At 66.8% G+C, this 20,607-nt stretch carries 17 protein-coding genes; 10 read left to right on the forward strand and 7 right to left on the reverse strand.

Translation table 11 applies throughout. The features are described from left to right. Positions 1-3 precede the first annotated feature (3 nt). The 5 genes from N5D45_RS08055 to N5D45_RS08075 are packed head-to-tail and all read left to right on the forward strand — an operon-like array spanning position 4 to position 7,109. Entirely contained in the window at positions 4-1,344 is a 1,341-nt protein-coding gene (locus tag N5D45_RS08055; protein WP_057503456.1) for a sugar ABC transporter substrate-binding protein, read from the forward strand. Then, positions 1,341-2,222 (forward strand): sugar ABC transporter permease, encoded by an 882-nt coding sequence (locus N5D45_RS08060; protein ID WP_006378065.1) that lies wholly within the window; start codon positions 1,341-1,343, stop codon positions 2,220-2,222. The genes N5D45_RS08055 and N5D45_RS08060 overlap by 4 nt, the downstream gene beginning before the upstream one ends. Continuing rightward, positions 2,219-3,055: a carbohydrate ABC transporter permease gene (locus tag N5D45_RS08065; RefSeq protein ID WP_006378064.1), complete on the forward strand. Its 837-nt coding sequence runs from the start codon at positions 2,219-2,221 to the stop codon at positions 3,053-3,055. The genes N5D45_RS08060 and N5D45_RS08065 overlap by 4 nt, the downstream gene beginning before the upstream one ends. Continuing rightward, complete coding sequence (locus N5D45_RS08070) at positions 3,052-6,219, forward strand: discoidin domain-containing protein (protein WP_057503455.1); 3,168 nt, start codon at positions 3,052-3,054, stop codon at positions 6,217-6,219. The genes N5D45_RS08065 and N5D45_RS08070 overlap by 4 nt, the downstream gene beginning before the upstream one ends. Before the next feature lie 2 nt (positions 6,220-6,221). Then, complete coding sequence (locus N5D45_RS08075; RefSeq protein ID WP_019336628.1) at positions 6,222-7,109, forward strand: endonuclease/exonuclease/phosphatase family protein; 888 nt, start codon at positions 6,222-6,224, stop codon at positions 7,107-7,109. A gap of 177 nt (positions 7,110-7,286) precedes the next feature. On the opposite strand, the gene rne is transcribed toward N5D45_RS08075, so the two are convergent. Further along, positions 7,287-10,541: a ribonuclease E gene (gene rne, locus N5D45_RS08080; RefSeq protein WP_057503454.1), complete on the reverse strand. Its 3,255-nt coding sequence runs from the start codon at positions 10,539-10,541 to the stop codon at positions 7,287-7,289. A 407-nt stretch (positions 10,542-10,948) separates the two neighbouring features. On the opposite strand from rne, the gene N5D45_RS08085 reads away from it, so the two are divergent. Then, positions 10,949-11,923: an RluA family pseudouridine synthase gene (locus N5D45_RS08085; protein ID WP_279938726.1), complete on the forward strand. Its 975-nt coding sequence runs from the start codon at positions 10,949-10,951 to the stop codon at positions 11,921-11,923. Between the two features lie 102 nt (positions 11,924-12,025). Here the strand turns inward: N5D45_RS08085 and zupT are convergent, their stop codons facing one another. The 3 genes from zupT to N5D45_RS08100 all read right to left on the reverse strand — a co-directional run bounded on the left by zupT (position 12,026) and on the right by N5D45_RS08100 (position 13,697). Next, the gene (gene zupT / locus N5D45_RS08090; protein ID WP_010486740.1) at positions 12,026-12,835 is read right to left on the reverse strand and encodes a zinc transporter ZupT; all 810 of its coding nucleotides are present in this window, start codon (positions 12,833-12,835) and stop codon (positions 12,026-12,028) included. 98 nt (positions 12,836-12,933) lie between these two features. After that, entirely contained in the window at positions 12,934-13,350 is a 417-nt protein-coding gene (locus N5D45_RS08095) for an energy transducer TonB (protein ID WP_010486743.1), read from the reverse strand. After that, positions 13,347-13,697 (reverse strand): 4a-hydroxytetrahydrobiopterin dehydratase, encoded by a 351-nt coding sequence (locus N5D45_RS08100; protein ID WP_005417612.1) that lies wholly within the window; start codon positions 13,695-13,697, stop codon positions 13,347-13,349. The genes N5D45_RS08095 and N5D45_RS08100 overlap by 4 nt, the downstream gene beginning before the upstream one ends. Positions 13,698-13,787: 90 nt before the next feature. Between N5D45_RS08100 and N5D45_RS08105 the strand changes: the two genes are divergently transcribed. Together N5D45_RS08105 and N5D45_RS08110 are read left to right on the forward strand one after the other, a co-directional pair. Next, positions 13,788-14,387 (forward strand): NfuA family Fe-S biogenesis protein, encoded by a 600-nt coding sequence (locus N5D45_RS08105; protein ID WP_010486746.1) that lies wholly within the window; start codon positions 13,788-13,790, stop codon positions 14,385-14,387. A 10-nt stretch (positions 14,388-14,397) separates the two neighbouring features. Then, positions 14,398-16,164: a hypothetical protein gene (locus tag N5D45_RS08110; RefSeq protein WP_057503452.1), complete on the forward strand. Its 1,767-nt coding sequence runs from the start codon at positions 14,398-14,400 to the stop codon at positions 16,162-16,164. Positions 16,165-16,269: 105 nt separating this feature from the next. Here N5D45_RS08110 and N5D45_RS08115 read toward each other — a convergent pair whose 3' ends face one another. After that, positions 16,270-16,683, reverse strand: a complete 414-nt coding sequence (locus N5D45_RS08115; RefSeq protein ID WP_010486750.1) for a barstar family protein — start codon at positions 16,681-16,683, stop codon at positions 16,270-16,272. Continuing rightward, entirely contained in the window at positions 16,683-17,135 is a 453-nt protein-coding gene (locus tag N5D45_RS08120; RefSeq protein WP_029380094.1) for a ribonuclease domain-containing protein, read from the reverse strand. Before N5D45_RS08120 ends, N5D45_RS08115 begins: the two co-directional genes overlap by 1 nt. Positions 17,136-17,355: 220 nt before the next feature. Between N5D45_RS08120 and N5D45_RS08125 the strand changes: the two genes are divergently transcribed. Continuing rightward, entirely contained in the window at positions 17,356-17,967 is a 612-nt protein-coding gene (locus tag N5D45_RS08125) for a superoxide dismutase (protein ID WP_005410310.1), read from the forward strand. 60 nt (positions 17,968-18,027) lie between these two features. Here N5D45_RS08125 and N5D45_RS08130 read toward each other — a convergent pair whose 3' ends face one another. Beyond that, positions 18,028-18,876, reverse strand: a complete 849-nt coding sequence (locus tag N5D45_RS08130; protein ID WP_197656626.1) for an endonuclease/exonuclease/phosphatase family protein — start codon at positions 18,874-18,876, stop codon at positions 18,028-18,030. Positions 18,877-19,038: 162 nt separating this feature from the next. On the opposite strand from N5D45_RS08130, the gene N5D45_RS08135 reads away from it, so the two are divergent. Then, positions 19,039-20,604, forward strand: coding sequence for an oligopeptide:H+ symporter (locus N5D45_RS08135; RefSeq protein ID WP_197656625.1), 1,566 nt, complete (start codon positions 19,039-19,041; stop codon positions 20,602-20,604). Positions 20,605-20,607 lie beyond the last annotated feature (3 nt).

Consider the following 20,607-nt stretch of genomic DNA (forward strand, 5'->3'; position numbering starts at 1 on the left):
CCGATGCCGAACTGGATCGACCGCCTGCGCCGCTGGGCGCTGCCTGCCTTGGCCGCATTGGCCGTGGCCGGCTGCGCCCGTACCGATCCGGGCACCACCACCGTACGTTTCTGGGCGATGGGCCGCGAGGCGGAGGTGGTCAGCGAGCTGATCCATGAGTTCGAGGCCGAGAATCCGGGCATCAAGGTGGATGTGCAGAACATCCCGTGGACGGCCGCGCACGAGAAGCTGCTGACCGCGTTCGCCGCCGACGGCCTGCCGGACGTGTGCCAGCTGGGCAACACCTGGGTACCGGAGTTCGCCGAGCTTGATGCGCTGACGCCGCTGCAGCCGTTCGTGCAGCGCTCGGCCGTGGTCGACCCGAAGGACTACTTCCAAGGCATCTGGGATACCAATGTGATCCACGGCGCGCTGGTGGGCGTGCCGTGGTATGTCGATACGCGCCTGATCTTCTACCGCAAGGATCTGCTGGCCAAGGCCGGTTACGACCACCCGCCGCGCACGTGGCAGGAGTGGGACGAACAGATGGCGGCGATCAAGCGCATGCAGGGCCCGAACCGCTATGCGGTGCTGATGCCGATCAACGAGTTCGAGCAGCAGCTGTCGCTGGCGCTGCAGCAGCCCGATCCGCTGCTGCGCGACGATGACACCCGCGGCAATTTCGCCAGCCCGGGGTTCCGCCGCACGCTGGCCTTCTACGCCAACATGTTCGAGCAGGGCTGGGCGCCGAAGATGTCCGAGACGCAGATCTCCAACGTCTGGGACGAGTTTTTCCGTGGCTTCAATGTGTTCTACATCTCCGGCCCCTGGAACATCCGCGAGTTCAAGAAGCTGCAGCCCAAGGAGCTGGAAGGGCAGTGGGGCACGGCCGCGTTGCCGGGTCCGGACGGTCCGGGCGCCGGTATTGCCGGTGGCACCAGCCTGGTGATCTTCCGCAAGTCGCAGCAGAAGGAAGCCTCCTGGAGGCTGATCGAGTTCCTGTCGCGCCCGGAAATCCAGGCCCGCTTCCATTCCATCATCGGCGACCTGCCGCCGCGTCGCAGTACCTGGAACGCACCGTCGCTGGCCAATGATCCTCTGGCCGCTGCGTTCCGTGACCAGCTGGAGCGGGTCAAGCCGACGCCGAAGGTGCTTGAGTGGGAGCGCATCGTGCAGGAAATGCGCATCGTCACCGAGAAGGTGGTGCGTGGTGGCCTGGCGCAGGACAAGGCCGTGGAAGAGCTGGACCAGCGCGTGGACAAGGTGCTGGCCAAGCGCCGCTGGATGCATGAACAACAACGCCTGCAGCAGCGCGTGCCGTCGCCGCAATCGAGCAGTGCCGTGGCCGCCGGGAGCGCGCAATGAAACGTACTTCGCTTGCCGGCTGGATTTTCGCCGGTCCCTCGCTGATCGTGCTGGGCATGTTCTTCGGCCTGCCGGTCGCCTCGGCGCTGGCGCTGAGCGTGACCGACTTCGACCTCTATGCACTGGCTGACAGCAGCAACCTGCGGTTCGTCGGCCTCGGCAATTACATCGACCTGCTGCAGACGCCGATGTTCTGGAAGTCGCTGTGGAACACCACCTACTTCGTGTTGATCGGCGTGCCGTTGTCGATTGGCGTGTCGCTGGGTGCGGCGATGCTGCTGAATGCACCGGCCGCACGCTTCAAGGCGCTGTTCCGCACCGCCCTGTTCGCGCCGGTGGTGACCACGCTGGTGGCGGTGGCGGTGATCTGGCGCTACCTGTTCCATACCAGCTACGGCCTGGTGAACTACGGCCTGGGTCATCTGGGCATCAGCCCGATCGACTGGCTGGGCGATCCCAACTGGGCGATGCCGACCATCATGCTGTTCGCGGTGTGGAAGAACTTCGGCTACAACATGGTGATCTTCCTGGCCGGCCTGCAGGCCATCCCGCATGACCTGTACGAGGCGGCCCGTATCGACGGTGCTTCGCGCTGGAAGCAGTTCCTGCACATCACCCTGCCGATGCTCGGCCCGGTGCTGCTGGTGGTCGGCGTGATCACCGTGTCGGGCTACTTCCAGCTGTTCGCCGAACCGTACGTGATGACCCGCGGCGACCCACTGCAGAGTACCGTCAGCGTGCTGTATTTCATGTTCGAGGAAGGCTTCAAGTGGTGGAACCTGGGGCGCGCCTCCGCAGTGGCGTTCCTGCTGTTCCTGATCATCCTGGCGGTGACCACCGTGATGCTGCGTTTCGGCCGCAAGAGGCAGTTGGTATGAGTCGTGAAATCGGCCAGTCGCGCTGGTACCCGTGGTTGATCAATGGTGCGTTGCTGGTGCTGGCGCTGGTCAGCCTGGCGCCGCTGCTGTGGATGCTCTCGGTCTCGTTCATGCCGCAGGGCGAGGCGACCCACTTCCCGCCGCCGCTGCTGCCATCGAGCATCACCACGCGCAACTACCATGAGTTGTTCGCGCGCACCGGCATGGGCGGCAACTTCGCCAACAGCCTGCTGGTGTCGGTCGGTATCACGCTGGGTTCGCTGCTGCTCAACACGATGGCCGGCTATGCCTTCGCCAAGCTGAACTTCGTCGGCCGCGAGCGCCTGTTCCAGGTGCTGATGGCGGCGCTGGTGATTCCGGCGCAGGTGGCGATGCTGCCGCTGTTCCTGCTGATGAAGCAGCTGGGCCTGGTCAACAGCTTCGGCGGCGTGATCGTGCCGGCGCTGGCCAGCGTGTTCGGCATCTTCCTGGTGCGGCAGTACGCGCGTTCGATTCCGGACGAGCTGCTGGAAGCGGCCCGCATCGACGGGGCAGGGGAGCTGCGCATCTTCTTCCAGATCGTGCTGCCGATGCTCAAGCCCGTGCTGGTGACCCTGGCGATCTTCACCTTCATGGGGGCATGGAACGATTTCATGTGGCCGTTGATCGTGTTGACCGATCAGGAGCACTACACTTTGCCGGTGGCGCTGGCCACCCTCTCGCGCGAGCACATCATGGACGTGGAAATGATGATGGCCGGCGCGGTGGTCACCGTGGTCCCGGTGCTGGCGCTGTTCCTGGTGCTGCAGCGGTACTACATCCAAGGTCTGTTGCTGGGGAGCGTCAAGGGATGAAGCGAGCGATCGCCGTTGGACTGGGCCTGTTGTGGACCTCCCTGGCGATCGCCGCACCCCCGGCGCTGCCGGCACCGAAGGTGCTGGACGACTTCGACGACATCGCGGCCTGGAAGCTGGTGCTGTCCGACCAGGTCAGCGGTTCGCTGCGGCCGGTCAGCGGCGCTGGTGGTGGCCGCGCGCTGTGCCTGGACTATGACTTCCACGATGTCTCCGGCTACGTCGGCATCCGTCGCGCGCTGAACATCGAATACCCGGTCAATTACCGCTTCGGTTTCCAGCTGCGCGGTGATTCGCCGGGCAACGACCTGCAGTTCAAGCTGATCGATACCAGTGGCGACAACGTTTGGTGGGTCAACCGGCCCGGCTACAGCTTCCCCAGGGCGTGGACGCCGGTCCAGTACCGCCGCCGCCAGATCGACAAGGCGTGGGGTCCCTCGCCCGAGAAGGAGATGGCACGCAGTGCTGCGGTCGAGTTCACGATCTACAGCAAGGTCGGCGGCCGCGGCACGGTGTGCTTCGACAAGCTGACCCTGCAGGGCCTGCCAGCTCAGGATGATTCGGCGCTGGTGCCATCGGTGATTGCCGATACCGCCACCGCGCTGCAGGACCGCATGATCGACGGCAAGAGCGATACGTTCTGGATCAGTGGTGGCGTCAAGCAGCAGACCATCAGCCTGGACCTGCACAAGAGCCGCGAGATCGGCGGTGCGGTGATCGACTGGCTGCCGAATCTGGAAGCCCGCCGCTATACCGTGCGCACTTCCGAGGATGGCCGTGACTGGCGTACCGTGCGTGAAGTGACCAGTGGTGCCGGTGGCCGCGACTGGCTGGCGCTGCCGGACACCGATGCGCGCTACGTGCGCTTCGATCTGCAGGACGGGCCGAACTGGCGCTATGGCATCCGTGACATCACGCTCAAGCCGCTGGCCTTTGCCGCCACCCCGAACGCTTTCCTCTCCTCGGTCGCCGCCGACCTGCCACGCGGCTCGCTGCCACGTGCCTATGTGGGTGAGCAGCCGTACTGGACCCTGCTCGGCCTCGATGGCGGCCAGGAACAGGCGCTGATCAGCGAGGACGGCGCACTGGAGCCGGCCAAGGGCAGCTTCAGCATCGAACCGTTCATCCGCCTCGATGGCAAGCTGCTGGACTGGTCGAAGGTGGCGATCACCCAATCGCTGCAGGATCATTACCTGCCGATCGCCAACGTCGATTGGGTGCATGAAAAGGTTGGCCTGGCGGTGACCGGCTTCGTGCAGGGCACGCCGGAGCGCGCGCAGCTGATCGGCCGCTACCGGCTGAGCAATCCGGACAAGGTCGCACACGAATACACCCTGGCACTGGCGATCCGTCCGTGGCAGGTCAATCCGCCCACGCAGTTCCTCAACACCGTCGGTGGCTTCAGCCGCATCGATGCACTGGATGTCGGCGAGCAGCTGGTGCGGGTCAACGGCGAGCCGCGCCTCTATCCGCTGCAGGTGCCGGACGCGCGCTTTGCCAGTACGTTCGATGGCAAGCTCGATGCGATGCACCTGGCGGACGGCAAGTACCCGGCTGAGACCGCGGTGAAGGACAGCACCGGCATGGCGTCGGGCGCGTTGATCTATACGATCAAGCTCGAGCCTGGCCAGAGCCGCGAGGTGGCGGTGGTGCTGCCACAGACCGGTGGCTGGGCGCCGCAGGCGCTGGACGTGGCCAAGGCGCAGGCGCAGGTGGCCGAACAATGGCGCAAGAAGCTGGGCGTGGTCACGCTGCAGGTGCCCGCTGCAGGCCAACCGCTGGTCGATACCCTGCGCACGGCGGTCGCGCACATGCTGATCTCGCGGGTCGGGCCGCGGCTGCAGCCGGGCACGCGTTCGTATGCGCGCAGCTGGATCCGCGATGGCGCGATGATTTCCGAGGGCCTGCTGCGCATGGGCCGCAGCGATGCGGTGCGTGACTACATCAACTGGTATGCGCCGTACCAGTTCGAGAACGGCAAGGTGCCGTGCTGCGTCGATGCGCGCGGCAGTGATCCGGTGCCGGAGAACGACAGCCATGGCGAGCTGATCTACAGCATCGCCGAGTACGGGCGTTACACCGGCGACAGCACCTTCACCGAGCTGATGTGGCCGCACGTGCAGGGCGCTTACACCTACATGGAGCAGCTGCGCGCCAGCGAGCGCACTGAAGAGAACCGCGCGCGCAACCCGGCGTTCTACGGGATGATGCCGGCCTCGATCAGCCACGAAGGCTATTCGGCCAAGCCGATGCACTCGTACTGGGACAACTTCTGGGCGTTGCGCGGCTACAAGGACGCGGCGCTGCTGGCGACCCAGCTGGGTAAGGTCGAGGCGATGCAGATTGCCGAATCGCGCGATCAGTTCAGGGATGACCTGCAGGCCTCGCTGTTGTCGGCGATGCAGCAGCACAGCATCGACTACCTGCCGGGCTCGGCCGAGCTGGGCGATTTCGATGCGACCTCGACCACGATCGCACTGGCGCCTGGCGGCGAGCAGGGCCGACTGCCGCAGCAGGCCCTGGAGGCGACCTTCGAACGCTACTGGAACGAGTTCGTCGCGCGGCGCGATGGCAAGCGCGAGTGGAAGGACTACACCCCGTACGAATGGCGCAACGTGGCCGCGTTCGTGCGCCTGGGCTGGCGCGACCGCGCCTGGCAGGCCACCGAGTTCTTCTTCAAGGACCGCGCACCGCAGGCCTGGAACCAGTGGGCCGAAGTGGTCTCGCGCACGCCGCGCAAGCCGTTCTTCGTCGGTGACCTGCCGCATGCCTGGGTGGCCTCGGACTTCGTGCGCTCGGCCTTGGACATGTTCGCCTACAACCGTGACATGGACGATGCGCTGGTGCTGGCCGCCGGCGTACCGAGCGCGTGGCTGCAGGGTGAGGGTGTCGCGGTGCAGGGCCTGCGTACGCCACAGGGCCAGCTCAATTACCGCCTGCAGCGCAGCGACAAGCAGCTGGTGCTGGAGGTGCAGCCGGGCCTGGTGCCGCCGGTGGGGGGCGTGGTGCTGCCATGGCCGTACGCGGGTGATCCGGGCGAGGTGACGGTCAACGGCGAAGCCGCCGAGTGGATCAACAAGGAACTGCACGTGCACCAGCTGCCGGCGCGGATCGAGATCGAAGTGCCGAGCGCGGTGCGCCGCGCCGAGCGCAAGGGACAGTAACGATGAAGCAGCAGGGGGCGAGGGTGCGCACATCGGTGCGTGCCCTGGGGCTGGCCATTGCATTGACATTGCCGGGCGTGTTGATGGCGGCCGAACCGGCTGCCACGACCGCGGCGCCCGACGTTGCCAGCGCGCCGGGCATGAGCATGGTCACCTTCAACCTGCATCATGACCGCGAAGACTGGCCGAGCCGGCGCCGCACCATTCTGGCCGAACTCAAGCGGCTGCAGCCGGATGCGGTTGCCCTGCAGGAGGTGATCCAGCGCCGCAACGTGCGCAACCAGGCGCAATGGCTGGCCAGCCAACTCGGCTACAGGTACGTGTTCGTGTCCACCGATCCGGTTGGGGCGCCCAAGCGCTACGGCAATGCGCTGCTGACGCGGCGGCCGATCCTCGCCCAGGGGGATCATCTGCTGCAGCCGTTGGACGACTACCGAACGGTTGCTCACCTACGCATCGACGTCGATGGCACGCCGGTGAACGTCTATGCCACGCACCTCAACGAGCGCAGTGACGAGAGCGGGCAGCGCATCCGCCGCAGCCAGGTCGAGGACCTGCTACGCTTCATCACTGCAACGTCGGCCGGTGCTCCGGTGGTGATCGCCGGCGACTTCAATGCGCTGGTGGATGCTGGTGACCTGAGCGAGCTGCGCAGCCACTACGGCGACAGCTACGGCAGCGTGCACGTCAACACTGACCTGGCCGGGGTCAGTACATTGAACCGGCACTACTACCAGGCACCCTCGCGGATCGACCACATCTTCTTCCAGCAGGACGAGATGGTCGCGCGTGAGGCCAAGCTCCTGTTCGACCAGCCCGATGACAGCGGTCGCTGGGCCTCGGACCACTACGGCGTGTGGACCCGTCTGCAGTTCGCGCCGAAACCCTGACGGAGCACGCTTCGGTAGGTGCCAACCTTGGTTGGCACGGACGTGTCCGCGTCCGCTCCAACAACGGCGCCGACCAAGGTCGGCCTTTTCCAGAGCGCTGCACGCGCCGGAGGCACAAACAAAAACGGCGGGGATCATTGATCCCCGCCGTTTCGTTTTCATGCGATCAAAGAGCGATCAGTTCGCCGGCGGCGTGCGCTTGGCAGTCTCTTCGTCTTCTTCGTCGGCCTTGGCTTCTGCAGCCTGGGCTGCAGCGTCGGCATGGCCATCGGCGACCGGGTCGATCAACGGCGTCACCACCGCTTCGGCGACCGGGGCAGCGGCTTCGATCGGCGCGGCTTCCACCGCCACCGGAACGACCGGCTGTTCGGCGGCCACGACGGGCTCAACGACCGGCTTGGCTTCAACCACCGACGCAGCCTCAACGGCCTCCGGATTGGCTTCAACCACCGGAGTGGCTTCGACGATCTCCGGCTTGGCTTCAACCACCGGCGCAGCTTCGACCGCCGCCGGCTTCGCTTCGATCACCGGAGCGGCTTCAGCCACCGGGGCTGCTTCAACCGCGACCGGCTGTGCTTCGGTCACCGGCGCAATGACTTCGATCACCGGCGCGGCAGCGGCTACCGGCTGGGCCGGGGTCGCGGCGTCGATGGCATCGAGCATGCTGGTCTGCACCGGCGAGGACACCGCTTCGGTCTTCGCAGCAGCTTCGACCGGGGCCTGCACTTCAGCCACGACCGGGGCGGCGGCTTCGACCACGGCGCTGCTCACCACGGCAACCGGTGCGGCGGCAACGGCGGCGGCAGCACGGACCGGCTTCGAGGCGTCGGCAACGACCGGCTCGACTTCGTCATCGAAGTCGAACTCCGGCTGCGAACGGGCCGGCTGCGCAACAGCGACCGGCGCAGTGCCGGCAGTACTGTCGACGTTCGGCTCGGCGCCGTCGGCGTCATCACTGTCATCACCCTCGTCCTGGTCATCACCCAGAGCGTCGCTGCCGGCGGCGTTCTCGGCGCCACCGCGACGACGACGACGGCCACCACGACGGCCACGGCGACGGCGGGTCGCGCCTTCGCCTGCCTGCTCGCCATTGGCGTCGGTTGCGGCCTCGTCACCGGCAACCGCAACCACCTCGGCCTCGTTGGCACCGGTCTCGACCGCTACTGCGGCGTCCACCGGAGCGGCGGCCACCGGGGCGACCGGTGCAGTGGCTTCCTGTGCGGTCACCCCATTGGCGGCGGCGGCCGTGGCGGCCACGGCTGCTGCCGCGGTCACGGCGTCGACCGGTGCATCGGCGGCACCGCGCTGCGGCTTCTCGGCCGGCTTGTCACCGTCCTGCTGCTGCGGACGCGGCTGCTTGGGCTGCTTCAGCTTCGGCTGCTGCTGGTTCTGGTTCTGGCCCTGCTGCTCGTTGCGCGGCTTGTTCTGCTGCTGCGGCTGCTGCTGGCCATCCTTCTGCTGCGGCTCCTTCTGCTTGCCCTGCTGCGGCTGCGGCTGGGCATTGCCGTTGTTGCCGTTGCGGCCATCCTTGCGCTGCTCACCGCGGTCCTTGCGGTTGCCGCCGTCCTTCTGCTGCTGCGCGTTGCCGTTGCCACGATTGTCGTCGCGACGGTCCTTGCGGTCCTTGTTGCGATCCTTGTTGCGGTCCTTGCGGCCACCGTCCTGCGACTGACGCGCCGCCGGAGCGGCCGGCGCCGGCGCCGGGGCCGGCTCGCCACCAAACACGCGCTTGAGCCAGCCGATCACGCCGCCGCTGGGGGCCGGGGCCGTCGGTGCGACCGCGACCGGGGCCGGGGCTGCCTTGGCCGGCTCCACTTCCTCGCGCACCGGGGCGGGGGAGGTGTGCTTGACCTGGGTCACCGCCGGCGGCGGGATGTTCAGCTGGCCCTTGGTCAGCGCGTGCACCGGCAACTTGCGCGGGGTGCCGCGCTGGTAGCTGGGCTTGTTGCTCTCTTCACCCAGCTCGTTCTCGCGCAGGCGGGTGACGGTGTAGTGCGGGGTGTGCAGTTGCTCGTCGGCGACGATCACGATCGGCGCCTCGTGGCGCTGCTCGATCTCGCGCAGGGCGCTGCGCTTTTCGTTCAACAGGTAGTTGGCGATCTCCACCGGGGCCTGGACCAGCACCTGCCCGGTGTTTTCCTTCATCGCATGTTCTTCGGCGACGCGGATGATCGACAGCGACAGCGACTCGACGCTGCGCATGCGGCCGTGGCCGTCGCAACGCGGGCAGACGATCTGGCTGGACTCGCCCAGGCTCGGGCGCAGGCGCTGGCGGCTCATTTCCAGCAGGCCGAAGCGCGAGATGCGGCCGACCTGAACGCGCGCGCGGTCGTACTTCAGCGCGTTGGCGAGGCGGTTCTCGACTTCGCGCTGGTGCTTGTTGGAGGCCATGTCGATGAAGTCGATCACCACCAGGCCGCCCAGGTCACGCAGGCGCAGCTGGCGGGCCACTTCTTCGGCCGCTTCCAGGTTGGTCTGGAACGCGGTGTCCTCGATGTCGCTGCCCTTGGTGGCGCGCGAGGAGTTCACGTCGACGGCGGTCAACGCTTCGGTCTGGTCGACCACGATCGAGCCGCCCGACGGCAGGCGCACGTTGCGCTCGTAGGCGCCTTCGATCTGCGATTCGATCTGGAAGCGGTTGAACAGCGGGATGTCGTCCTTGTAATGCTTGAGCTTGCGCAGGGTCTGCGGCATCACCTGCTGCATGAACTCGCGGGCGTGCTCGTACATCTCCTCGGTGTCCACCAGGATCTCGCCGATGTCGGCGCGCAGGTAGTCACGCAGGGCGCGCACGATCAGGCGCGATTCCTGGTAGATCAGGAACGGGGCCGGCTTGCTCAGCGCGGCTTCGGCGATGGCACGCCAGACGTTGAGCAGGTAGTCCAGATCCCACTGCAGCTCTTCCGCATCGCGGCCGACGCCGGCGGTACGGATGATCACGCCCATGTCGTCGGGGATGTTCAGCTTGTCCAGGGCGTCCTTCAGGGCGGCACGGTCTTCGCCTTCGATGCGACGGGACACGCCGCCGGCGCTGGGCGAGTTCGGCATCAGCACCATGTAGCGGCCGGCCAGCGAGATGAACGTGGTCAGGGCAGCGCCCTTGTTGCCACGCTCTTCCTTGTCGACCTGGACGACGATCTCCTGGCCTTCCTTCAGCAGTTCGCGGATGCCGGCCTTGTTGTGGTCGACACCGGCCTGGAAGTAGTCGCGGGAGATTTCCTTCAGCGGCAGGAAGCCATGGCGGCCACCACCGTACTCGACGAAGGCCGCTTCCAGCGAGGGCTCGATGCGGAAGATCCGGCCCTTGTAGATGTTGGACTTCTTCTGTTCCTTCGACGGCTGTTCGATGTCGATGTCATACAACGACTGGCCATCCACGATGGCAACACGCAGCTCTTCAGCCTGCGTGGCGTTGATCAGCATTCGCTTCATTGTTGCGTTCCTCGCAAGCGGCTACCGCGCGGAACGCCATGGGGTTTCGCCTCTGGACACGGTTCGCCGCCCATTCGCGCAAGCGCGGGGAGGGCGGCTTGGGTTTCCAGCGCTACGACACCACGGCAGGCCGCGGGAGCGCTTCACTCTTATGGGTTTTGGGGTGTTACAGGCCGCAGGCAGCTGTCAGCCAGGCTGGAGCGCCACGCGGGACATGTTCAGCACGGTTGCGTGTCAGGCATCCGGCGATGGCCGGGAAGGCCGGTGAGCCGCTAACATGGCCGCCCCGCGGGCGGTGGTCGCGCACTGTGCCGGATTCGTCGGAAGCTGGGCTTCTGGCCCTGAGTAACTTCCAACGAAATCAATCCCTTATCTCGCCCCCCGAGTGTAACAGAATAAACAGCCTGATGACCGCCCAAGACCCGACCAAACCCGCTGGCGACAAGCCTTCCGTGCGCATGATCACCGTTCCCGCCGACCGCGCCGGCCAGCGCCTGGACAACTTCCTGCTTGGCCAGCTGAAGGGCGCCCCGCGCAGCCTGGTCTACAAGCTGGTGCGCAGCGGCCAGGTACGGGTGAATGGCGGCCGTGCCAAGGTCGAACGCAAGCTGGAGGCGGGTGACGAGGTGCGTGTGCCGCCGGTCCGTCTCAGTGAGGAGGGAGACAGGGCCGGCCCGCCGGAGGCGTTCATGCGCCGCCTGGAGCAGGCCATTGTCTTCGAGGACGCCCGCCTGCTGGCCCTGAACAAGCCCACCGGCGTGGCCAGCCACGGTGGCAGCGGCATCAGCTTCGGCGCCATCGAGACCCTGCGCGCGCTGCGCCCGGGGCAGACCCTGGAGCTGGTCCACCGGCTGGATCGCGACACCTCGGGCCTGTTGATCGTGGCCAAGAAGCGGTCGGCGCTGAGCGAACTGCAGGCGCTGCTGCGTGAAGACCACGGTGCCGGCATCCGCAAGCGCTACCTGACGCTGTTGGCCGGACGCATGCCCGACGGCGTGATGACGGTTGACGCGCCGTTGCATGTGGGCCTGCGCCAGGGCGGCGAGCGCCATGTGCAGGTCAATGCGATCGGCAAGGAATCGATCAGCCACTTCCGGGTACTGGAACGTCGTGGCGGCCATTCATACTGCGAGGTGCGTATCGAGACCGGCCGCACCCACCAGATCCGCGTGCATGCCCAGCATCTGGGGCATCCAGTGGCCGGTGACGACAAATACGGCGATCCGGCGGTCAACAAGCGGCTTCGTGAGCAGATCGGCCTGAAACGCCTGTTCCTGCACGCGGCTTCGCTGGAGTTCGCGCTGGACGACGGCAAGACCCCGTATGTGCTCAATGCGCCGCTGGCCGATGAGCTGGCCGAGGCGCTGGACCGCCTGAAGTAAGGAACCCTTGTAGAGTCGGGCCATGCTCGACTGGCGTTCCGCGCGAGCCGACCGGAGAGCAGTCGAGCGTGGCTCGACTCTACAGGGCGAGCCGGGAGTCCCTCACCACTTGAACAACACCAGGCTGATCGCCAGGGTGCCCATGCCGGCCACCAGGCCATACACGGTTTCGTGGCCCTTGGCATAGCGCTTGGCCGCCGGGAGCAGCTCATCCAGCGCAAGGAACACCATCACGCCGGCGATCAGTCCGAACACCCAGCCAAACGTGGCGTGCGACAACGATCCTGACAGCAGCCAGTAGCCCAGCGCCGCGCCCACCGGTTCGGCCAGGCCGGACAGCAGGCTGGCACTGAACGCATAGAACTTGTTCTGGGTGGCGAAGTACACCGGCACCGCGATCGCGATGCCCTCGGGAATGTTGTGGATGGCGATGGCGAAGGCCAGTGGCATGCCCACCGATGGGCTTTCCAGTGTGGCAAAGAAGGTTGCCAGCCCTTCCGGGAAATTGTGCGCGGTGATCGCGACCGACGTCAGTAGTGCGACCCGCTTCAGGTACTCGCGGCTGTTCTCGCGGAACGCGGGGTCTTGCTTGTCCAGGCTGTCGTGCGGATTGGGAATGAAGTGGTCGATCAGCACGATCACGATCACGCCCAGCAGGAAGGCCAGGGTGCCGTAGGTGAAACCGGTACGTTCGCCATAGGCCAGCGCGAACGAAGCAATGGACTTGTTGAGGATCTCCGACAGCGACACATAGACCATCGCGCCGCCGGCGAAGGCCAGGCCGAATGCCAGCAGGCGCGGGTTGGGGCGCCGTGAGAACAGCACCAGCAGGCTGCCGATGGCGGTGGCGAGGCCGGCCGCAAGAGTGACCGCCAGTGCGATCCAGATGTTTTCGGGAGGAATCTGCAGCATGTACCGACGCGGTCCTGGTCAATAGACAACCGCCCCGGGCAAGGCCGGGGCGGCGAGGGCGAGGCGGGCGTCGGCTGGCCTCGTCGGGGCGCGGGCGATCAGCCGCCGCGGCGCAGGCGTTCTTCGATGGCGAAGCACTGGTCCGGCTTCGGCTGCGGCGGGTTGAAGCTGACCGGTACCTGGATGGTGGCCGGCACTGCAGCACCGTTGCGGGTGGCGGCCTTGAACTGCCAGCCCTGCACGGCGGTCCTGGCCAGTTCGTCCAGTTGCGGGTTGCCGGCCCCGGTCAACAGCGCGACCTCGCTCGGCTTGCCGTCGGCGCCGATGGTCACCTTGAAGGTGCTGGTGCCGCCCACGCCCATGCAGGCCAGCTCAAGCGGGTACTGCGGCGGCGGCGTCTTCACCGCGGCCACCTCGGTCGGCGGCGGCGGTGGTGGTGCCGGTGGTTCGGACGGGCCACAGCCGGCCAGGCCGGTCGCAGCGATCAGGGACAGGCTCAGCAAACGTACGTTCATGGCAGTTGCTCCGTCAGGGCCGAAGTCTTTGCCGCGCAGATGAAGTCGTTCTCGCTCAGGCCGCCCACATCGTGGGTGGAGAAGCGCACGACCGCGCGGTCGTAGTGCACGCCCAGGTCCGGATGGTGGTCCTCGTGATGGGCGATCCAGGCCAGCGCGTTCACGAAGGCCATGGTGGCGTAGTAATCCTTGAAGCGGAAGGTGCGCGTCAGGGCCTGCCCGCCCTCGCTCAGCTCCCAGCCGGGAACCTGCGGCAGCAGTTCGGCCAGGCGGGCCTCGCCAAGCTTGTGGTCGCTGCCTTTGCGCGGCACGCAACGGGCCTGGGCCAGTGGAATCAGGTCGGCCATGGGAATCTCCACCTCGTGTTGACTGAACAATGCGCCGGACGGTGTATAAACCGAATGAGCGGCTGACGCTTACTTGGCTAGAATAGCCTGATGATCCAGATCTCCGACACTGCTCAGACCCATTTCCGCAAGCTGATCGAACGCGAGGGCGTGCCCGGCATGGGCGTGCGCCTGAGCGCGGTCGACCCCGGTACCCCGCGCGCCGATGCCCGGCTGGAATTCGCCGAACCGACCGACCTGCTCGGTGACGAGTGGGCGGTGGACTGCGATGGCTTCACCCTCTACGTCGATGCGAGCAGCGTCGGCTGGCTCGACGGCGCCGAGATCGACATCGTCGCCGGCACCGCCGGTACCCAGCAGCTGACCATCAAGGCACCGCGCATCAAGGGCGAGGCCCCCGGCGATGCCGCGTCGCTGGTCGAGCGCGTGCACTGGGTGGTGGAGAACGAAGTCAATCCGCAGCTGGCCTCGCACGGCGGCAAGGTGGCCGTGCAGGAAGTTTCGGCCGACGGCGTGGTGCTGCTGCGCTTCGGTGGTGGCTGCCAGGGCTGTGGCATGGCCGACGTGACGCTCAAGCAGGGTATCGAGAAGACTCTGATGGGCCGCGTGCCGGGCGTGACCGCCGTGCGCGATGCGACCGACCACGACAGCGGCCACGCGCCGTACATCCCGCGCGGCAACGTCGCCTGACCGCTGACGCGTGCCTCTGACCCGGGCCGAGCAACTCATCGAACTGCTGCTGGCCCGCCAGCAGCCACGCGCCGTCCTCGAGAAGTCTACGCGCCTGCCCTATGGCTGGGCGCTGTGGCTGCGCTCGCTGGGCCCGCTGCCGCGGCCGTTCCACGCCCGCGAAGTGATTGCGGTATTGCTGCCGCGCCCGCTGCCTGGGCCGCCGGGTCAATCGCCCCGGCTGTCACCGTGGCAGTCGCTGCGACGGCTGTTCTGGCAGGACTGGGACGCTGCGCCGCGCGATCAGCGCTGGATGCGCTGGACCTCGGCGTTTGCCAGCGCGCTGCTGCACCTGCTGTTTTTCATGCTGCTGCTGTGGGTTGCGGTGATCCGCACCACGGCACCGGAAGCAGAGGGCGCCGAAGGCGAGCGTGTGCAGGTGGAATTCGTCGGTCGCGCCAGCCAGGAAGGTGGTGGCGATCAGCCGGGTGCCGAAGCGGCTGCGGCTGCACCGGCGGGTCAGGTTGCCGCCGGCCAGGAGGCAGGGGCAGCGACGGCACCTGAGCCACGTCCTGCGGCCGCGTCGGCGCCTGCACCCGCGCCGGCTCCAGCACCGACAGCCAGCGTGCCGTCGCCGCCGGCCGAAGCCGAGCCGGCCCCGCTTGCGGCCCCGCCACCCTCGCCGGTGCAGGCCACCGAAGTAGCGCAGGCTAGTACGGATTTCGTGGTGCCACCGGTGAGCGTGCCGCGCACGGAGGTCAGCATCGTGCCGCGTGACACCACGCCCGCAGTGCGCGAGCGCAGCGTGCAGCCGGTGCAGGCGCCGCCAACCCCAACCGCACTGCGTGCGCCGGAAATCGCGGTGCGGACGCCGCAGCTGCGTGACATCCAGGTGCAGGAGCGCGAAGTCAGTACGGTCGATGCACCGGCGGTGTCGCAGCCGCTGCGCACGGCCGATGTGCAGGTGCGGGTACCGCAGCGCGACGTGCAGGTGCGCGAGCGTGAAGTGCAGGCGGTGGTCGATCCGCAGGTGCGGATGGCAACCGTTGCCGGTCGTGATCCGGCGGTGCGTGCGCCGGCGGGTCGTGACGTACAGGTGCGCGAGCGCGAAGTAGCCTCGGCACCGGCCGCAGCCCCTTCGTCTTCCAGTGGGAATGCACCCGCGGCAACACCCGCGCCGGCAGCCAATGGCAGCGCGACGCAGGCGAGCAGCAGCACTGCGCGGCCTGCTGCATCCAGCACGACCCCGGCTCAGGCAGGAGCGCGCCCGGCCCCCAATCCGGGCAACTGGGCCACCCCCGCCAAGGGTGATGACTGGGGTGCATCGAGCCGCAACCATGACGGCGCCGACAAGGGCGCCCGCCAGGCCAGCGCCACCGGCAAGGGCAGTGGCCTGTTCAATGCCGATGGCAGCGTGCGTGTGCCGGGCCAGGAAGGCGAGGGTCGTGCCGAGCGCGGTGCGCCCGGGGGTGCCAACGATGGCTGGAGCAAGGAACGCATCGCGCAATCGGGCACCTGGTTGAAGCGACCGCCTTACGACTACACGCCCACTTCGTTCGACAAGTACTGGGTCCCGCAGGAATCGCTGCTGGCCGAGTGGGTGCGCAAGGGAGTCAAGGCAATGGAGATTCCATTGCCGGGTACCAGTACGAGGATCTCCTGCGTGATCTCGATCCTGCAGGCCGGTGGTGGCTGCGGCCTGACCAATCCGAACATGCAGGACCAGCCGGCCGTGGCGCGACCGCCGCCGGACATCCCGTTCAAGAAGGAACTGCAGGAAGACAACGGGAGCCGCTAGGCAAGGCGGGCGCGCCACACAGTGGCCGGCTCGCGCTTGGGTAGGTGCCAACCTTGGTTGGCACAGAAGCGCCGACCAAGGTCGGCCTCTACCAGGGCACTGACCTTACGCGCTCTGCGAGAGGAACACCCAGAACGGCACGTCGCGGCCGACCCAGTCGCGGCTGGCTTCGTCCATCACGTCCAGCAGGGTGTCAAAGTCCTTCTGCGTGGAGGCGCGCAACGTGTCCACGTCGGCCAGGAACAGCGCGTAACCGTTGGCTGGCAGCCACTGCAGGTCGCGCAGGTTGTCCGACAGCGCATCCCAGTTGCCGCCGAAGCCGGTCGGGAAATCCAGTTGCGCGGCCAGCCGGGCGAGCAGGGTGCGCTTGTCGCCCACGCCTTCCAGATCGATGCGGATCACCTTCAGCCCGGCATCGCGCATCGCTGCGGCAAGTGCGCCGATGTCGTCGCTGTCGATGGCGTAGACGCCAGCATTGTTGATGTCATGCAGGCCGAGGCCGAAATCATCGTGGCTCATCACTGCGCTCCCTGGGCCGGTACGGTGAAGCTGCGGAACGATTCGTAGTGGTCGTCGGTGTAGTACCACGCCTCCGGCGGATCGCCGCCGGTGACGATGCGGCGCGTGCCACGGGTGCGGGCGCCGGGGGTATCGACGGTGTATTCGCGGTAGTAGCCGCGCGGGCGTTGCGGCAGCTGCTGCTCGCGGTTGCCGAACGTGCTGCCGTCCTGGCGGTGCGGGAACGGGCCGCCACGCTGGATCAGGGCGATGGTCTGCCGGGCTTCAGCGGGCAGGAACGCGGGAAGTCCGCTGTTCTTGCCGGGCGAGGCGGTGGCCGGCGCGCGCGCGGCAGGCGCACCCTGCAGGTCCGGCGCGAACTGCGGCGCCGGCGGGCGCTGCATGAAATGGTTGACGACCAGGCCGAGCAGCAGCAGGGCGATGGCGGTGATCAGCAGCCGGGGGTTGCGCATGGGCAAGGAGCGGGCGAGGGCGGTGCAGGCACTGTAGCGCCTGTGCGCTGCACGGTGCATGAGGATGGCATCGCGTCACTGCTGCGTAACAATTGCCGTCGTGCTCACTGGCAGGACGCAATTTCCTTTACATCCCCCTTGGTAATCTTGCGGTCTGTCCCCATCATTCACCGCGCAACGCCCGACACCGTCGGGTGCCCTCGCAATCAGGAGATGCATCATGGCCTATACCCTGCCCAAGCTGTCCTACGCCTACGACGCGCTGGAACCGCACATCGATGCGGCGACGATGGAAATCCATCACACCAAGCATCACCAGACCTACATCAACAACGTCAACGCGGCGCTGGAAGGCACCGAGTACGCTGACCTGCCGGTCGAAGAACTGGTGAAGAAGCTCAAGTCGCTGCCGGAGAACCTGCAGGGTCCGGTGCGCAACAACGGTGGCGGCCATGCCAACCACTCGCTGTTCTGGACCGTGATGGCTCCGAATGCTGGCGGCAACCCGGTGGGCGACGTGGCCAAGGCCATCGACAAGGACCTGGGCGGCTTCGACAAGTTCAAGGACGCCTTCACCAAGGCTGCGCTGACCCGTTTCGGCAGCGGCTGGGCCTGGCTGAGCGTGACCCCGGACAAGAAGGTCGTGGTCGAGAGCACCGGTAACCAGGACAGCCCGCTGATGGAAGGCAACACCCCCATCCTCGGCCTGGACGTGTGGGAACACGCGTACTACCTGAAGTACCAGAACCGCCGTCCGGAATATATCGGCGCGTTCTTCAACGTCATCGACTGGAACGAGGTCGAGCGCCGTTACCAGGAAGCGATCGCCTGATCGCGGTGATGGGATGAACGGAGAAGGCCGGGGAAAACCCGGCCTTTTTTGTTGCAGGAGTCATTCGGTAGCGGCGGTATCACCCTGCAGGCGCAGGGTGGCCATCACGCCCAGGCGCAGGCCGGGCAGGTCGCCGTCGGCCGGCAGCAGGATCGGCTGCTGGCGGATGCCGCCGAAGTGCTTGACCTGGAACAGCACATCCAGGCCATGACCGCTGCTGCCGCCGCCACTGGCCGCAGGCGCCTCGACGCGACCGCCGGGATTGCGCCGGGCGGGCTGGAACCCCGGGGTGCTGCGCACGAGCTCGACGGTGGTTGCCGAGAAATCGCCGGCGATCAGGCTGGGCATGCCCTCGGCGGTGGCGCCGATCCAGGTCATCAGGTCGCTGGTCTGATGCTGGCGGGCGGTGGCCTCGTCCGGGTCCGGGCGCAGCCGTGCCACATAGATGTTGACCAGTGCCTCGCCCAGCTTCAGCCGCATCATGCCGGCGGCGCTGAAGGTGCCGGGTGGGTGCAGCAGGGTCACGCCATCCTCGCTGACCGGCAGCCGGGTCAGCATCGCGTTGCCATGCCGCAACGGCTGGCTGGGCGGATCGGCAGTAACGAAGTCGCAGCTGTAGCGCAGCCGGGTGGCGAGCCAGCAGGCCGGGTTGCGGCCCTGCTGCTGCAGCACCTGCTGCACCGAGATCACGTCCGGTTGCAGGTCGGTCAGCAACTGTGCGACCTGTTCGCGGCGCAACTTCCATTGCGCATCATCGCGGCTGGGTAGCTCCAGCGCGGCCACGGTCAGTTGGCGGGGCTCGCTTTCGCTGGCCGTTGTGGCCGGTGCCTGCGGCCGCGCCTGCGCCTGCAACGCCATCAGCAGCACCAGGCAACTGAGCAGGAGACGGGCGGGGGCGAGGGGGCGCATAACGATAAGTTTACGCTTTTGTCGTGCAGGTGCCGTGACTTCCGGCATGGCATGCGGTGTCTGCCATGGATTGGCACCGTTGTCATGCAGCCCTGCAGCGTGCTTCGCAAGCCCTGCTTCCGGTAATCTTGCGCCTTTCGCTTTGCAGGATTGCCTTACAGGATGAGCCACGACGCAGTTGCCCCCATCGCCGGCCAGGGAAAGATGCCGCGCCAGATCCCGTACATCATCGGCAATGAGGCCTGCGAGCGGTTCAGTTTCTACGGGATGCGCAACATCCTGGTGCAGTTCCTGATCACCTCGCTGCTGCTGCAGGAAATCACTGCGGAAGGCCGTGCCGGTGAAGCCAAGGACATCATGCACAGCTTCATGATCGGCGTGTATTTCTTCCCGCTGCTCGGAGGCTGGCTGGCCGACAGGTTCTTCGGCAAGTACCACACCATTCTCTGGTTCAGCCTGGTCTACTGCGCCGGCCACTTGTGCCTGGCGTTGTTCGAGAACAGCCGCGAGGGCTTCTTCCTCGGCCTGGGCCTGATCGCGCTCGGTGCCGGCGGCATCAAGCCGCTGGTGGCCTCGTTCATGGGTGATCAGTTCGACCAGAGCAACAAGCACCTGGCCAAGATCGTCTTCGACGCCTTCTACTGGATCATCAACTTCGGCTCGCTGTTCGCCTCGCTGCTGATCCCGCTGGTGCTGAAGAACTGGGGCCCGCAGTGGGCGTTCGGTATCCCGGGCATCCTGATGTTCATCGCCACCTTCGTGTTCTGGCTGGGCCGCAAGCGCTACGTGCTGGTGCCGCTGCCGCCGAAGGATCCGCATTCGTTCGCCAACGTGGTGCGTACCGCACTGACCACGCGCGTGACCGGCCAGGGCCGTCCGGGCCTGGTGATCGCCGTGCTCGGCCTGGTGCTGGCAGCAGCCTCGTTCAGCCTGGTCGGCTCGCTGGGCATCGTCATCTGCCTGTGCCTGGCGCTGGTGTCGGTCCTGGCGGGCATCGGCGGCGGCACTTGGCTGCAGCTGGAGCGTGCCCGTGGCCAGCATCCGGCCGAAGCCGTGGAAGGCGTGCGCTCGGTGCTGCGCGTGCTGGTGATCTTTGCGCTGACCACGCCGTTCTTCTCGCTGTTCGACCAGAAGGCCTCGACCTGGGTCCTGCAGGGCCAGCAGATGCAGATGCCGAGCTGGTTCACCGCCTCGCAGATGCAGGCGCTGAACCCGCTGCTGGTGATGATCCTGATCCCGTTCAACAATCTGGTGCTGTACCCGGCCCTGCGCCGCTTCGGCTTCGAGCCGACCGCGCTGCGCCGCATGACCGCCGGTATCGCCTTCAGCGGCCTGGCCTGGATCGTGGTCGGCGGCATCCAGGTGGTGATGGACGGGGGCAACGCCATGTCGATCTTCTGGCAGATGCTGCCGTACGCGCTGCTGACCTTCGGTGAGGTGCTGGTCTCGGCCACCGGCCTGGAGTTCGCCTACAGCCAGGCGCCGCAGGCCATGAAGGGTGTGGTCATGAGCTTCTGGAACCTGACCACCACCATCGGCAACCTGTGGGTGCTGCTGTCCAATGCAGCCGTGCGCAATGACGTGGTGACCCACAAGATCGCCAGTACCGGCCTGAGCGAGGCGGCATTCCTGATGTTCTTCTTCGCCGGTTTCGCCTTCGTCGCGGCGTTGGCCTTCGGTTGGTACGCAAAACGCTATCGTATGGTCGACAACTACCGTAGCGCCTGAGCC

It is taken from the genome of Stenotrophomonas sp. GD03819 (assembly GCF_029841665.1).
GTDB lineage: Bacteria > Pseudomonadota > Gammaproteobacteria > Xanthomonadales > Xanthomonadaceae > Stenotrophomonas > Stenotrophomonas geniculata.